Below are 14739 nucleotides of genomic sequence, written 5' to 3'. Positions count from 1 at the left end.
AAAGGCGTGGGGAAGGCCGCAAGCCGTCCCCGGCGCCCCTGGCATCGTCCCCGATTGGCAGCCGCAGGGGGTGCAGTGTATTTTCAGATCTTTCCTAGGAATGGGCCTGGAGACCGCATGCCCATTGGGTTTGGGCATTTTCCGGAGCCCTGCGGACGGGCTTCGCGCTCTCCTGGCACCTAGCCGCGCCAGGAGGGCCTGCATAAGATGCGCCAGGGCTGCAATCCCTGCGGCCCGCAACCACCTTTGGAATCAGGAGTGTTCTATGTTCAGGAATCTGGTGACTGGTCTGTTTGCGCTGCTGCTGTCCGCACTGGCGTTCGCCGCCGTGGATGTCAACAAGGCCACCGAGGCCGAACTCACGACCATCAAAGGCATCGGCCCGGCGATGTCTGCCCGCATACTGGCGGAACGCAAGTCCAGCAGCTTCAAGGACTGGCCCGACTTCATAGAACGCGTCAAGGGCGTGGGTGAATCGACTGCCACCAAGTTTTCGGCCGAGGGCCTGACGGTCAATGGCAGCGGCTACAAGAACAAGGCCGGCAAGCCGGCGGCCAAGGATGCGAAGGACGCCAGGAGTGTCCCGCCGGCCAAGGAGCAGGCCGCCAAGCCCGCCGCGCCGGCCAAGTCCGGCAACGCCTCCTGAATGCCGCCTGCACTTCGCACCCACCCGCCTCGGCGGGTTTTTTGTGGCCGCTTTCCCCGGGGTACGCGCAGCCATAGCCTGAAACATGCTCAGGTTTTCATAGCGCAGAAAAAAACCTTGCCCGTAAAATGAACCGCCCATGCCCCTGATCACCCTCATCCTCCTACCCTTCGTCGGCAGCCTGATCGCCGCCATGCTGCCTGCCAATGCGCGCAATACGGAATCGACGCTGGCTGGCGTGATTGCCCTGGGCTGCGCCATTCAGACCGCATTGCTGTTCCCCCAGATCGCTGACGGAGAGGTATTGCGCCAGGAGATAGAGTGGCTGCCCGCATTGGGACTGAACCTGGTGATCCGCATGGACGGCTTTGCCTGGATGTTCTGCATGCTGGTGCTGGGCATAGGTTCGCTGGTGGTGCTCTATGCGCGCTACTACATGTCGCCGGCCGATCCCGTGCCGCGCTTTTTCTCGTTCTTCCTGGCCTTCATGGGTGCGATGGCCGGCGTGGTGCTCTCGGGCAACATCATCCAGATCGCCTTCTTCTGGGAGCTGACCAGTCTCTTTTCCTTTCTTCTGATCGGTTACTGGCACCATCGCAAGGATGCGCGGCGCGGCGCCCGCATGGCGCTGACGGTGACGGGCACGGGCGGCCTGGCCATGCTGGCCGGCATGCTGGTGCTGGGGCACATCGTGGGCAGCTACGACCTGGACAACGTGCTCGTGGCCGGCCAGCAGGTACGCGATCACCAGCTGTACCTGCTGGCCCTGGTGCTCATCTTGCTGGGGGCGCTGACCAAGAGCGCCCAGTTTCCCTTCCACTTCTGGCTGCCGCACGCCATGGCGGCCCCCACGCCAGTGTCTGCCTACCTGCACTCGGCCACCATGGTCAAGGCCGGAGTCTTCCTGCTGGCGCGCATGTGGCCGGTGCTGGGCGACACCGATGCCTGGTTCTGGCTGGTGGGTGGTGCCGGCACCGCCACGCTGCTCATCGGCGGCTATCTGGCCATGTTCCAGCACGATCTCAAGGGATTGCTGGCCTATTCGACCATTTCGCACCTGGGCCTGATCACGCTGCTGCTGGGTCTCAACAGCAAGCTCGCGGCCGTCGCGGCCGTGTTCCACATCATGAACCACGCGACCTTCAAGGCCTCGCTGTTCATGGCTGCCGGCATCGTCGACCATGAAAGCGGAACGCGCGACATACGCCGCCTGTCCGGCCTGCGCCACATGATGCCGATCACCGCCACGCTGGCCTGTGTGGCCAGCGCAGCCATGGCCGGCGTGCCGCTGCTCAACGGTTTTCTCTCCAAGGAGATGTTCTTCGCGGAGACTGTCTTCCTGGATGCCGCGCCCTGGGTGCGCACGGCCCTGCCCGTGGCGGCCACGGTGGCCGGCATGTTCAGCGTGGCCTATTCGCTGCGCTTCACCATCGACGTCTTCTTCGGCCCCAAGGCCACCGATCTGCCGCACGAGCCGCATGAGCCTCCGCACTGGATGCGCGTGCCTGTGGAGTTGCTGGTGCTGGCCTGCCTGGTCGTGGGCATGCTGCCCGCCTGGGCGGTGGGCAGCTTCCTCGCCGCGGCTGCGGCGCCCGTGGTCGGCGGCGAACTGCCCGAGTACAGCCTGGCCATCTGGCATGGCTGGAACATGCCCTTGATCATGAGCCTGGTGGCCCTGATCGGCGGCATCCTGCTGTACATGCTGTTGCGCTGGCAGCGCCAGGCGGGCCACATCGATGCCGCCCCCCTGGTCGGTGCACTCAGCGGCCAGCGTGCGTTCGAGAACCTGCTGGCCCGCATCACCCTGATGGGCCGCTGGTCGCGCAGGCGCCTGTCCACCATGCGCCTGCAGTGGCAGATGCTGTGGCTCATCTGCACGGCCGTGCTGGCCGGCGTACTGCCCCTGTGGCTGCAGGGCATGAAGCTCGGCGACCGGGGGACATTGCCACTGTCGCCCGCCTTCGTGCTGTTGTGGGCCGTGGGCATCCTCTGCGCACTGGGCACGGCCTGGAAGGCCAAGTACCACCGGCTCACGGCCCTGATCATGCTCGGCGGTGCAGGGCTGTGCACCTGCCTGACCTTCCTGTGGTTCTCGGCGCCGGACCTGGCGCTGACCCAGCTGGTCGTGGAGGTCGTCACCACCGTGCTGATGCTGCTGGGCCTGCGCTGGATGCCCAAGCGCGACAAAAGCCTGCACATTCCCGTGCTCTCCGCCGACCTGCGGGCCCGCTCGCGCCGCATGCGCGACCTGCTGCTGTCGCTGATCGCCGGCGGCGGCATGGCGTGGCTGGCCTTCGCCATGATGAGCCGCCCCTTCTACGACGGTGCCTCCACCTTCTTCCTCGAGCACGCGCTCAGCGGTGGCGGCGGCACCAATGTCGTCAACGTCATGCTGGTGGACTTCCGGGGCTTCGACACCTTCGGCGAAATCGTGGTGCTGGGCATCGTGGCCCTGGTGGTGTATGCACTGCTGAGGCGATTCCGCCCGGCGCGCGAGACGCTGGACCTGCCCGAGCAGCAGCGCTACATGCCCGGTGACCTGCAGACCGATCTGTTCAACCCGCGCAACGCGGCCGACACGGCTGTCGGCTACCTGATGGTGCCCGCCGTGCTGGTGCGCCTGCTGCTGCCCTTCGCCGCCCTGGTCTCGATGTACATCTTCATGCGCGGCCACAACGAGCCCGGCGGCGGCTTCGTGGCCGGCCTGGTGTTCTCGGTGGCCTTGCTGATGCAGTACATCATCTCCGGCACGCAGTGGGTCGAGGCCCATCTGCCCATCTTCCCGCGCCGATGGATCGGTGTCGGCCTGCTGTTCGCGCTGGCCACCGGCATGGGCTCCATCGTGGCCGGCTACCCGTTTCTTACCAGCCACACCTTCCATATGACCCTGCCTGTCGTCGGCGACGTGCATCTCGCCAGCGCCCTGTTCTTCGACATCGGCGTGTTTTCGCTGGTGGTGGGCTCGACCATGCTCATCCTGACGGCCATTGCCCACCAGTCGGTGCGCAGCCACCGATACCACGCCCGCCTCCTGGAGGAGCAGCAGCAAAAGGCCGAAGAGGCCGAAGCCGCCGTGCAGCAAGCCACCGCTGCCGCCCTGGCGCGAGGAGGCCTGTAATGGAAATCGTGCTTGCCGTCGCCATCGGCGTGCTGACCGGCTCCGGCGTCTGGCTGCTGCTGCGCCCACGCACCTACCAGGTCATCATGGGGCTGGCCCTGCTGTCCTATGCGGTCAACCTGTTCATCTTCAGCATGGGCCGCCAGGGGCTGGCCATCGACAAGGAGCCCGTGCTGCGCGCAGGCGTCCCCCAGGATCTGGCCCACTACGCCGATCCCATGCCCCAGGCACTGGTGCTCACGGCCATCGTGATCGGCTTTGCCATGACGGCGCTGTTCCTGGTCGTGCTGCTGGCCTCTCGCGGCACTACCGCCACCGACCACGTGGACGGAGCCCATTCGCGCACCGAGCAGGAGATGCCATGAACGAGCTGACCGCCCTGCTCATGCCGCATTTGATGCTGGCCCCCATCGTGCTGCCCATGCTGTCGGCGGCACTGATGCTGCTTCTGCGCGAGGAACGCCAGCGCATGAAGTTCGCGCTCGGACTGGTGTCCACGCTGCTGGGACTGTGCGTGGCCGTGATGCTGATGCTGTGGACCGACCAGGCCGGCGCGCCCGTCAACCTGGGCGTCTACATGCCCGGCAACTGGCCCATGCCCTTCGGCATCTCCCTGGCGCTGGACCGGTTGACCGGCATGATGCTGGTGCTCACCTACACCGTGGCCCTGGCCTCCCTCATCTTCTCCAGTGCACGCTGGCACAGGGCGGGGATGCACTTTCACTCGCTGTTCCAGTTCCAGCTGATGGGGCTGAGCGGCGCCTTCCTCACGGCGGACCTGTTCAACCTGTTCGTCTTCTTCGAGATCATGCTGGCCGCCTCCTATGGCCTGGTGCTGCACGGCTCCGGACGCACCCGCATCCAGGCGGGCCTGCACTACATCGCCATCAACCTGGCGGCTTCCTCGCTGTTCCTGATCGGCGTGTCCATGCTCTATGGCCTGACCGGCACCTTGAACATGGCCGACCTGGCGCGTGCGATCCCCCAGGTCGGCAGCGCCGACCGCGGGCTGCTGCATTCGGCCGCGGCCATCCTGGGCACGGCCTTTCTGATCAAGGCCGCCATGTGGCCGCTGAACTTCTGGCTGGTGCCGGCCTACAGCGCGGCCACGGCGCCCGTGGGCGCGGTATTCGCGCTCATGACCAAGGTGGGCGTATACGTGGTGCTGCGGCTGTGGACGCTGCTGTTCAGCTCGGAAGCCGGCGCATCGGCCCTGTTCGGCAGCACCTGGCTGATCGTCGGCGGCATGCTGACCATGGCGTTCGGGGGCCTGGGCATGCTGGGATCGCAACGCCTGACCCATATCGCCGGTTTCGCTGCCATCCTGTCGTCGGGTACGCTGCTGGCGGCCTCGGGCTTCGGACAGAACGCATTGACCGCCGGCCTGCTGTACTACCTGCCCAGTTCCACCATGGCGGTGAGCGCGCTGTTCCTCATCGCCGATGTGGTGGACCGCTGGCGCGTGGACGACGATGCGGGCGAGCCCTACGAGGACGACGAAGCCCCCTTCCTGAATGCGGAGCTGCTGCCCACCGAAGGTTTCAACCTTGACGAATCCGAGGAAGTGCTGATCGGCCGCGCCATTCCCGCCGCAGCCGCCTTCATCGGCCTGAGCTTCATGCTGGCCACGCTGGTGGTCACCGGCCTGCCGCCGCTGTCGGGCTTCGTGGGCAAGTTCGCCATGCTCTCGGCATTGCTCAACCCGCTGGGACTGGGCAACTCCAGCGGCTTCCAGGCCGGCTGGGCCGGCTGGGCACTGGTGGCGCTGATGATAGGCACCGGCCTGCTGGCCCTGCTGGCACTGGTGCGCGCCGGCATACGGCATTTCTGGGCCAGCGAGGAACAGAACTCGCCTTCGCTGCGCGTGGCCGAAGGGCTGCCCATCGCCGTGCTGCTGGCCTGTTGCGTGGCGCTCACGGTGCGCGGTGGCGAGCTGATGGGCTACACGCAGCGCGCGGCCGACGCACTGTTGGCGCCCGATGTCTATGTGCGCTCGGTCATGGGCACCCAGCCCGAGCCAAACCCCGCGGAAAAGAAGGCCCGCCAGGAAGCCGGCCCCGAAGGCGCCGCGCGCGCCGCGGCACAGGCCAGCGGAGCGCCGATGCCCGCGGGCATCGGCGATGCGGCCACCCCGGCCGGCAAGGAGGATGTCCGATGATGAAAAGCCTGCTGCCCGCGCCGCTGCTGTCGGTGGCGCTGTTCCTGCTGTGGCTGCTGCTCAACCGCTCGTTCAGCAGCGGGCAGGTGCTGCTGGGCGCATTGCTGGGCCTGCTGCTGCCGCTGCTGCTGCGCGGGCTGCGCCCGTTGCCCGTCCGTGTGCGCCATCCGCTGACCATCCTGCGCCTGGCGCTGCACGTGGTCTGGGACACCTCGGTGTCCAACTTCAACGTCGTGCGCTTCCTGATGCTTCCGGCCCACCGCAAGCATCCTGCGGGCTTCGTGCGCATTCCGCTGGAGCTGCGCGACCCCAACGGCCTGGCCGTGCTGGCCATGATCGTCTGCATCACCCCGGGCACATCCTGGGCCGAGATATCGCGCGACCGCTCGATGCTGATGCTGCACGTGCTCGAAGTCGGTGATCCCGAGGAAGTGATCGAGCATGTCAAGCGGCGCTACGAGCGCCCCCTGATGGAGATTTTCGAATGATGCCCTGGTTCCACTGGATCTTGATGCTCGCGCTGTGCCTGCTGGTCGCCGCCATGGGCTGCGCCGTGCTGCGCCTGCTCAAGGGGCCGCACGCCCAGGACCGCGTACTGGCGCTGGACTGCATGTACCTCAACGGCATGCTGGCCATGCTGTTGATGGGCATCATCTACGACAGCACCAGCTACTTCGAGGCAGCCCTGCTGATTGCGCTGTTCGGCTGCGTGGGCTCCACGGCCATGGCCAAGTTCCTGCTGCGTGGCGAGGTGATCGAATGACGCCGGAGACCACTCTGCCGCTGTGGTGCCAGATCCTGGTCGCCGCACTCGCACTGGGCGGCGCCATCATCGCCTTCCTGGGCTCCATGGGGCTGTGGCGGCTGGGCAGCTATTTCGAGCGCGTTCATGCCCCCTCCATCATTGCCACCATGGGCTGCTGGCTGATCATGCATGCCACCTGGATCTACTTTTCCGTGAGCGGACACAGCCTGGCCGTGCATGCGCTGCTCATCGCCGTGTTCATTGCCGTGACCGTCCCTATCACCACCATCTTCCTGATGCGGGCGGCCCTGTTCCGTGCCCGCCGTGCAGGCCAGGATGTGCCTCCGCCGCTGAGCGGCGTCGTGCGCAACGAACCTGTGGACCATACGGAAGCCTGACGGCGCGGGGCCCCGCGTACAGATCGATCCGAAGCCGGGGCCGTCCGCTTGCGGGCAACATCTGCCCCCAACTATCCAGCATAAGAAGCCATTGGCTTTGCCGTCAATGCGCAAAGCACCCGACGGGCGAGGCCTGCGGCTATGAGTTTGTGAGCGTATAGTGCAGTCATCATCTGCGCTGCCAGCGCATTTGATGGAACGGCCGCCTGGCGTGGCCGCCCTGGTTTTCTTCGTACGAGGGTTCATGCAAATCTCTTCCCCCCTGACCGATACCGATCTGGCCAATGGCTGGTCAGCCCTTCACAATCAGGCGCACAACGGCATGGCCTTGCAGCAGAACTCCAATCGCCTCGCCTTCGCGGACCCGGAATTCATGTTCCGCCGCGAAACCCGGGGCATCCGCATGCAGCTGGAGTTGCTCAAGCCCGATCTGGCCCAGATCGAGCGCGGCATAGAGAACACGGTGGTGGTCTATGGCAGCGCACGCTTCGTGGACATGGAACAGGCCGAGCAGCAACTGGCCGACGCCCAGGGCAGTGGCGATGCACAGCGCATCGCGCTGGCCGAGCGCGCCGTGCGCAACGCCCACCGCTACGAGCAGGCGCGCACCTTCACGCGCCTGGTGGCCGCCGACAGCCTGAACCAGCCGCCCGAAGAGCGCCTGTACATCTGCACCGGCGGTGGCCCCGGCATCATGGAAGCAGCCAACCGTGGCGCCCATGACGTGGGTGCGCCCAGCATCGGCCTGAACATCGAGTTGCCGCACGAGCAAAACGGCAACCGATTCATCTCGCCGGACCTGAGCTTCAAGTTCCACTACTTCGCCCTGCGCAAGATGCATTTCATGATGCGGGCCAAGGCGCTGGTGGCCTTCCCTGGCGGCTTCGGCACGCTGGACGAGCTGTTCGAGGTGCTGACCCTGGTGCAGACGGGCAAGACCCATTCCGTGCCCGTGATCCTGTTCGGCACGGATTTCTGGAAACGCCTGCTCAATGTCGATCTGTTGATCGAGGAAGGCACGATCTCGCCCAAGGATCTGCAACTGTTCCGCTACACGGATGACCCGGCCGAGGCCTGGGCACTCATCAAGCAATTCCACAACGGCGGCTGGTAAGCTGCGGCGCCGCAAGGCGCATGGACCCCCAGGCGATCCGCGCACCAGTGCGCGGATCGCCTTTGTCTTTCTACTTTGGGGCGCGCGGTGCCAGCCCCATGAACCAGGCGGTGCGGATGCCCGATGCGACGCCCGCCCCCACGATCCAGAACAGCGCCGAGACCCCGATCAACGCCCCGGCCGAGCCGAACAGCACGGGCATGGCCACGCTGGAGGCGTTGATCGCCATGAGGCGCAGGCCCAGGGCCTCGCCATGGCGGTGCTCGGGCGTGATCTGGTGCAGCATGCTCATGACCATGGGCTGCACCGAGCCCAGCGAAAAGCCCAGCATGACCGAGCACATGCCCATGGTCAGGGCGGAATCCATGAAGGGATACAGCCCGAAGACGACCGCCGTCACCGCCATGGCGCCCGCAATCACGGCCCCCTCCCGCAGGCGCTCGGCCACCAGCGGCATGGCCAGCCGGATGGCGGCCGCCGCCACGGCGAAGATGCCCAGCAGCGTACCGATGACCGAGGCGCTCAGCCCCTTCTCATGGCCCAGCAGCGGCAGCACGAAGGTATGCACATCCCAGCACGCCGACTGCAGCCAGTTGACCAGCAGCAGATTGCGGAAGTTGCGCTCGCGCAGCAGATCCCAGGCATGCTGCCTGGGCCCGCCGACGGGCGCGCGTACCGGTGGCAGCTCCTGCGTGTGGCGCACCCAGCTCCAGGCCAGCACCGGCACCAGCGCCAGCAGCGCGAAGGCAACGCGGTAGCCCATGGTGCTGCCCTCGCCCGCGAAGTTCGCATGATCGATCAGCAACCCCGTCGTGAAAGGGCCGATGAAGTTGGAGATCGCTGGGCCGATGGCCAGCCAGCTGAACACCTTCTTGAGCGCCACGGCGTCGTGGGTGACGCGACCCGCATGGCGCTGCACGGCGATCACCACCGCACCGCTGGCACCGCCCGTCAGCAGCGCCGCCAGGCACAGAACGGGATACAGCGGAAAGGCCAGGGCCAGCGCACAGCCGCCGCTGGCGGCCAGCATGGACAGGAAAAACGGCTTGCGAAAACCGTGCTTGTCGGCAAAGCGACCCGCCGGCAGCGCCAGGAACACCTGGGTCAGCGCGAACAGCGCAAGCAAGAGGCCCACGGCCGCCGCGCTGTAGCCCTGCTGCAGCGCCAGCAGGGGTGCGGCCAGGCGCATGCCGGCCATGGTGGCATGCACGCTGACCTGGGCCATGATGACCTTGAACAGCGCCAGATTCATCTCAGTCCTGCTCCGATCCTGCTGGCGCACCTGCCCCCGTACCGTCCGACAGTCCCGGTGGCGATGCCTCCGGACCCGGGGACGGCAGCTCCTGCACGTCGCGCAGCCGGCGCTGGATGGCCCGCGTGCGCACACCCACCTGCTCGAAGCGCTTGGCTGCGGCGTCTATGGATTTGCGCGTGGCATCGACCACCTCGCCGAACTTGGCGAACTCGGTCTTGACCTGACCCAGCACCGCCCAGACTTCGGACGAGCGCTTTTCGATGGCCAGCGTCTTGAAGCCCATCTGCAGGCTGCTGAGCATGGCCGCGAGATTGGCCGGTCCCGTGACCATCACACGGCAGCCGTTCTGCACGGCCTCGACCAGGCCGGGGCGACGCATGACCTCGGCGAACAGGCCTTCGGTGGGCAGGTACAGCACGGCAAAGTCCGTGGTGTGCGGCGGGCTCACATACTTGCCGTGGATCTTGCGCGCCTCCAGCTTGATCGAGGCCTCGAAGGCATTGCCGGCCGACAGGATGGCCGCCTTGTCAGCCGCATCCTGGGCGTCGAGCAGGCGCTGGTACGGCTCGACCGGGTACTTGGCATCGATGGGCAGCCAGACCGGCGCTTCGTCGCTGCGCCCCGGCAGGCGGATGGCGAACTCCACCATCTCCTCGCTGCCCGGCACGGTCTTGACATTGCGCGCGTACTGCTCAGGCGTGAGCACGTTCTCGATGATCGCGCCCAGTTGCAGCTCGCCCCAGGTGCCGCGCGTCTTCACATTGGTCATCACGCGCTTGAGGTCGCCCACGCTGCCTGCCAGCGTCTGCATCTCGCCCAGGCCCTTGTGCACCTGCTCCAGCCGGTCGCTGACCAGCTTGAACGACTCACCCAGACGCTGCTCCAGCGTGGCGTGCAGCTTCTCGTCCACCGTGCGGCGCATCTCCTCCAGCCGGGCCGCATTGTCCGTCTGGATGGTGGCCAGGCGTTCATTGAGCGTGCCGCGCAGTTGCTCGGCGTGGATCTGGCTGGATTGCGCCAGCGCGCCCAGCTGCTGCTGTATGTCGGTCTTGAGCGAATCCAGTGTGCCGCGCGTGGACTGGGCCAGGGCCTCGAAGCGCTCCTGCACATGGGCATTGAAGCGCTGCGTGCTCTCGCCCTGGGCCTCGCGCGCCTGGGCACTGTCGGCGGCCAGGCGCGCCGTGAGCCGCCCCAGCTCCATGCGAAAGGCCGCCAGCGCCTCGCCCTGCTCGCGCCGCGCCGCCTGTGCATCCAGCTGTGCCTGGGCCAGATGGGCCTGCAATTGCTGCGACACGCGGTCCAGCCCGCCGTCGCTCTTGGCCACCGCCATCTGCGTGGCCTGGGTGCCGCGTTCGAGCTGCTGCAATCGCAGATCAAGCATCTGCAAGACCTGCTGCAGGTGCTGGGCCTGCGCTTCGTCGCCATGCTGCGCCGAGCGCCTGAACAGCAGCCACAGCACGGTCGCCTGCCCCAGCAGCAGCACGGCCCATGCCGCCCACCACAGTCCGGATATCTGCATCAAGATCCTGCTCTACAGCGTGTCATGCATCTTCAGGTACCCGCGCTCAGGCCCGGGCTGCGGCCGCCATCGCCTCGGGCTGGTTGACGGGTGTGCGCGGCCCCTTGCCGGACAGGAAATCGATCAGGTTGTCGGCCGCCAGCCGGGCCATGGCACTGCGCGTGCCCATGGTGGCGCTGGCGATGTGCGGCGTGAGCACCACATTCGGCACGGTCAGCAGGTCCGGATGGACCGAGGGCTCGCCCTCGAACACATCCAGGCCGGCGGCGGCGATGGTCCTGTCGCGCAGCGCCCTGGCCAGCGCCGCATCATCGACGATGCCCCCGCGAGCGATGTTGATCAGCGTGGCCGTGGGCTTCATCTTCGCGATCTCGGCCGCGCCGATGGTGTGGTGGTTTTCCTGGGTGTAGGGAAGCACCAGCACCACGTGGTCGGCCATGGCCAGCAGCTCGTCCTTGCCCACGTAGCTGGCCTTGCATTCGGCCTCCAGCCCGGGCGACAGGCGCGAGCGGTTGTGATAGACGACCTTCATGCCGAAGCCATGCGCGCCGCGCCTGGCGATGCCCTGCCCGATGCGGCCCATGCCGATGATGCCCAGCGTGCTGCCATGCACCTCCGCGCCGGCGAACAGGTCGTAGCGCCAGGAGTTCCACCGGCCGGCACGCAGGTAGTGCTCGCTCTCGGTCACGCGGCGCGCCGTGGCCATCAGCAGCGCGAAGCCGAAGTCGGCCGTGGTCTCGGTCAGCACGTCGGGCGCGTTCGTGCCCTGCACGCCCGCTGCCGTCATCGCGGGCACGTCGAAGTTGTTGTAGCCCACGGCCATGTTGGCCACGATCCTCAGGCGCGGGCAGGCGGCCAGCAGCGCGGCATCGATGGACTGCGAGCCGGTGGTGAGCACGCCGTCCTTGTCCTGCAGGTGCATGGCCAGCTCCTGCGGGCTCCAGACCACATCGTCCTGGTTGGACTCGACCTCGAAATGCTGCTCCAGCGTGCGCACCACTTCGGGCGGAATGGCGCGGGCGATCAGGATGCGGGGCTTGCTTGCCATGTCTGTCTCTTTCCTTGTCTTGCGGGAGGCGGTCCTCAGCGGAACCAGATGAAACCCATCAATGCGAACAACGGCACCAGGATGGCCATGGACCAGGCCATGTAGCCGAAGAAGCTGGGCATCCTCACACCGCGCTCCTCGGCGATGGCCTTGACCATCAGATTGGGCGCGTTGCCTATGTAGGTGTTGGCGCCCATGAACACCGCGCCGGCCGAGATGGCAGCCAGAGTCGGTGCCATCGCGGTCATCAGCTGCGCGGCATCGCCGCCTGCCGTATTGAAGAACACCAGATAGGTCGGCGCGTTGTCCAGGAACGAGGACAGCAGTCCCGTGGCCCAGAAGTACATCAGGGGGTCGGGCGTGCCGTCGCCGCGCGTCACGGCAGCGACGATGGCGCCGAAGGGGCCGGCCGTGCCGGCCTTGAGCATGGCGATCACGGGAATGATGGTCAGGAAGATGCCCGCGAACAGCTTGGCCACCTCCTGCATCGGTCCCCAGCCGAACTCGTTGGCCTGGTGCACGGCACGCGGCGTGAGCCGCAGCGACAGCAGGGTCACCACGATCAGGCCCGCATCACGCGCCAGGCCCGGCAGGCCGACATGGGTACCGGCCAGTACCAGTCCTGCCTCGGTACGCCACAGCCCGCTCATCAGCACCAGGCCCACCACGGCCAGCAACAGCACGAAGTTCACGCCGCCATCGAAACCCAGGCGACTGGCGCGGCCCGAGGCATCGATGCTGGGGGTCGGATCGGGCAGATCCGCCTCGCCCGCCTGGCGCAGCAGCCAGACGTCGATCGCGTAGAACAGCGCCAGCAGCACCCCGATCAGGAACAGGGTCTCGGTGAGGATGTGGCGAACCGTCCAGAAAAAATCAACGCCCTTGAGAAAGCCCAGAAACAGCGGTGGATCACCCAGGGGGGTCAGCGAGCCGCCGGCATTGGAGACGATGAAGATGAAGAACACCACCACATGCGCCTGGTGTCTGCGATTGTCATTGGCGCGCAGCAGGGGCCGGATCAGCAGCATGGAGGCACCGGTCGTCCCCATGAAGCTGGCCAGCACGGCGCCCAGCCCGAGGATGGCGGTGTTCAACCCGGGCGATCCCTTCAGGTTGCCGCGCACATAGATGCCGCCGGAGACGGTGTACAAGGCGGTCAGCAGGATCACGAACGGCAGGTACTCGGACAGCAGTGCGTGCACCAGGTTGGCCCAGGCCGCCGCCGGGCCGAACACCGCCGCGAACGGCAGCAGAAAGGCCAGGGCCCAGACTGCCGTCACCTTGCCGAAATGCCGGTGCCAGAAGTGGGGGGCCGCCAGCGGCACCAGTGCGATGGACAACAGCATTCCCGCGAAGGGAATGCCCCACAGCACCGGCAGCCGGCTACCGTCGATCTCCGCAGCCAGGGCCCAGGAGGGCATGCCCGCAACCAGCAATGCCAGCCATCTCCGCAACACTTTCATCGTCCCGTCTCCCTGTTCTTTTCTTCCATCAGCATCCACATCCGTGCCCGCCCCAACGCCCGGTATCAGGCCGGCGCAGCGATATCGAACACCTGGCGCAGATAGGCCAGGTACTTTTCGTCATCGCACATGCTCTTGCCCGGCGTGTCCGAGAGCTTGGCCACGGGCTGGCCATTGCAGCGCGTCATCTTGATGACGATCTGCAATGGCACATGGGCAGGCGGATCGCCCAGGTCGTTGGTCAGGTTCGTGCCTATGCCGAAGGCCAGCTGGCAGCGGCCATGAAAGCGCTGGAACAGCTCGATGGTGCGCGGCACCGTCAAGCCGTCGCTGAAGATCAGCGTCTTGGTCCGCGGATCGATGCGGTTGGCACGGTAGTGGGCCAGCAGCCGCTCGCCCCACTCGAAGGGGTCGCCGCTGTCGTGGCGCGCACCATCGAACAGCTTGCAGAAATACAGGTCGAAGTCGCGCAGAAAGGCCGACATGCCGTAGACATCCGACAGCGCGATGCCCAGGTCGCCACGGTACTCGCGCGCCCAGGACTCGAAGCCGAAGATCTGGCTGTCACGCAGGCGCGGGCCCAGCGACTGGCAGGCCTGCAGATACTCATGGGCCAGCGTGCCCAGCGGCCGCACCCCGAGCTTCATCGCATACAGCACGTTGCTGGTGCCGGCGAACTGCCCTTCGGACTGCGCAGAACCGGGACGGCCCAGGCGCGCGCACAGCACGCGCAGCACCTCCTCATGCCAGGCGCGCGAAAAGCGCCGGCGCGTGCCGTAGTCGGCAATCCTGAGCTGCTCCAGGCCCGGCTGCTGGAGCAAGGCGATCTTGGCATCCAGGCGGCGCCGGCCTTCGGGAAAATCGGGTACGGGCTGGGTGTTGCGGAAGTACACCTCGTTGACGATGGCCAGCACCGGAATCTCGAACAGGATGGTGTGCAGCCAGGGTCCGCGGATGGTGATATCGATCTCGCCGCTGGGCAGCGCCTGTACCGTGATGTACTTCTCGTTGAGCTGGAACAGCCCCAGGAAATCGACAAAGTCGCTCTTGATGAAGCGCAGCGAACTCAGGTAGGCCAGCTCCGCGTCCTGAAAGCGCAGGCTGCACAGGGAGCGGATCTCCGCCCTGATCTCATTGACATAGGGCGCAAGCTGCACACCAGGGTTGCGGCACTTGAAGCGGTACTCGACCTGCGCCCCTGGAAACTGGTGCAGCACTACCTGCATCATCGTGAATTTGTACAGGTCGGTGTCGAGCAGGCTGGTGATGATCATG

The 14739-nt window shown here is 66.4% G+C and carries 13 protein-coding genes; 8 read left to right on the top strand and 5 right to left on the bottom strand.

The window, feature by feature from the left end:
* The first annotated feature begins 280 nt into the window (after window positions 1-280).
* The 8 genes from L1Z78_RS09730 to L1Z78_RS09695 all read left to right on the top strand — a co-directional run bounded on the left by L1Z78_RS09730 (window position 281) and on the right by L1Z78_RS09695 (window position 8179).
* Window positions 281-646 carry a ComEA family DNA-binding protein gene (locus tag L1Z78_RS09730; protein ID WP_418921686.1) on the top strand — a complete coding sequence of 122 codons (366 nt, stop codon included), beginning with the start codon at window positions 281-283 and terminating at the stop codon, window positions 644-646.
* A 139-nt stretch (window positions 647-785) separates the two neighbouring features.
* Window positions 786-3764 carry a monovalent cation/H+ antiporter subunit A gene (locus tag L1Z78_RS09725; protein WP_234641298.1) on the top strand — a complete coding sequence of 993 codons (2979 nt, stop codon included), beginning with the start codon at window positions 786-788 and terminating at the stop codon, window positions 3762-3764.
* Window positions 3764-4129 carry a Na+/H+ antiporter subunit C gene (locus L1Z78_RS09720; protein ID WP_234641297.1) on the top strand — a complete coding sequence of 122 codons (366 nt, stop codon included), beginning with the start codon at window positions 3764-3766 and terminating at the stop codon, window positions 4127-4129. The genes L1Z78_RS09725 and L1Z78_RS09720 overlap by 1 nt, the downstream gene beginning before the upstream one ends.
* Window positions 4126-5922 carry a monovalent cation/H+ antiporter subunit D gene (locus L1Z78_RS09715; RefSeq protein ID WP_234641296.1) on the top strand — a complete coding sequence of 599 codons (1797 nt, stop codon included), beginning with the start codon at window positions 4126-4128 and terminating at the stop codon, window positions 5920-5922. The genes L1Z78_RS09720 and L1Z78_RS09715 overlap by 4 nt, the downstream gene beginning before the upstream one ends.
* Window positions 5919-6410 carry a Na+/H+ antiporter subunit E gene (locus L1Z78_RS09710; RefSeq protein WP_234641295.1) on the top strand — a complete coding sequence of 164 codons (492 nt, stop codon included), beginning with the start codon at window positions 5919-5921 and terminating at the stop codon, window positions 6408-6410. Before L1Z78_RS09715 ends, L1Z78_RS09710 begins: the two co-directional genes overlap by 4 nt.
* On the top strand, window positions 6407-6685 hold the full coding sequence (locus L1Z78_RS09705; protein WP_234641294.1) for a K+/H+ antiporter subunit F: 279 nt from the start codon (window positions 6407-6409) through the stop codon (window positions 6683-6685). Before L1Z78_RS09710 ends, L1Z78_RS09705 begins: the two co-directional genes overlap by 4 nt.
* Window positions 6682-7065, top strand: a complete 384-nt coding sequence (locus tag L1Z78_RS09700) for a monovalent cation/H(+) antiporter subunit G (protein ID WP_234641293.1) — start codon at window positions 6682-6684, stop codon at window positions 7063-7065. Before L1Z78_RS09705 ends, L1Z78_RS09700 begins: the two co-directional genes overlap by 4 nt.
* A 244-nt stretch (window positions 7066-7309) precedes the next feature.
* Window positions 7310-8179 (top strand): TIGR00730 family Rossman fold protein, encoded by an 870-nt coding sequence (locus L1Z78_RS09695; RefSeq protein WP_234641292.1) that lies wholly within the window; start codon window positions 7310-7312, stop codon window positions 8177-8179.
* Window positions 8180-8249: 70 nt separating this feature from the next.
* Here L1Z78_RS09695 and L1Z78_RS09690 read toward each other — a convergent pair whose 3' ends face one another.
* The 5 genes from L1Z78_RS09690 to pncB all read right to left on the bottom strand — a co-directional run bounded on the left by L1Z78_RS09690 (window position 8250) and on the right by pncB (window position 14738).
* The gene (locus tag L1Z78_RS09690; RefSeq protein WP_234641291.1) at window positions 8250-9431 is read right to left on the bottom strand and encodes an MFS transporter; all 1182 of its coding nucleotides are present in this window, start codon (window positions 9429-9431) and stop codon (window positions 8250-8252) included.
* A 1-nt stretch (window position 9432) separates the two neighbouring features.
* A complete protein-coding gene (gene rmuC / locus L1Z78_RS09685) occupies window positions 9433-10953 on the bottom strand; it encodes a DNA recombination protein RmuC (RefSeq protein WP_234641290.1) in 1521 nt (506 codons plus the stop codon).
* A gap of 46 nt (window positions 10954-10999) precedes the next feature.
* The gene (locus L1Z78_RS09680) at window positions 11000-12001 is read right to left on the bottom strand and encodes a 2-hydroxyacid dehydrogenase (RefSeq protein ID WP_234641289.1); all 1002 of its coding nucleotides are present in this window, start codon (window positions 11999-12001) and stop codon (window positions 11000-11002) included.
* A 35-nt stretch (window positions 12002-12036) separates the two neighbouring features.
* Window positions 12037-13464, bottom strand: a complete 1428-nt coding sequence (locus L1Z78_RS09675) for a sodium:proton antiporter (protein WP_234641288.1) — start codon at window positions 13462-13464, stop codon at window positions 12037-12039.
* 65 nt (window positions 13465-13529) lie between these two features.
* The gene (pncB, locus tag L1Z78_RS09670; RefSeq protein WP_234641287.1) at window positions 13530-14738 is read right to left on the bottom strand and encodes a nicotinate phosphoribosyltransferase; all 1209 of its coding nucleotides are present in this window, start codon (window positions 14736-14738) and stop codon (window positions 13530-13532) included.
* Window position 14739 lies beyond the last annotated feature (1 nt).

It is taken from the genome of Delftia tsuruhatensis (assembly GCF_903815225.1).
In the GTDB taxonomy this organism is placed as follows: Bacteria; Pseudomonadota; Gammaproteobacteria; order Burkholderiales; family Burkholderiaceae_C; genus Comamonas; species Comamonas tsuruhatensis_A.
Note: the sequence above shows the minus strand (reverse complement) of the source record. Positions and strands in the feature narration are given on the sequence as shown.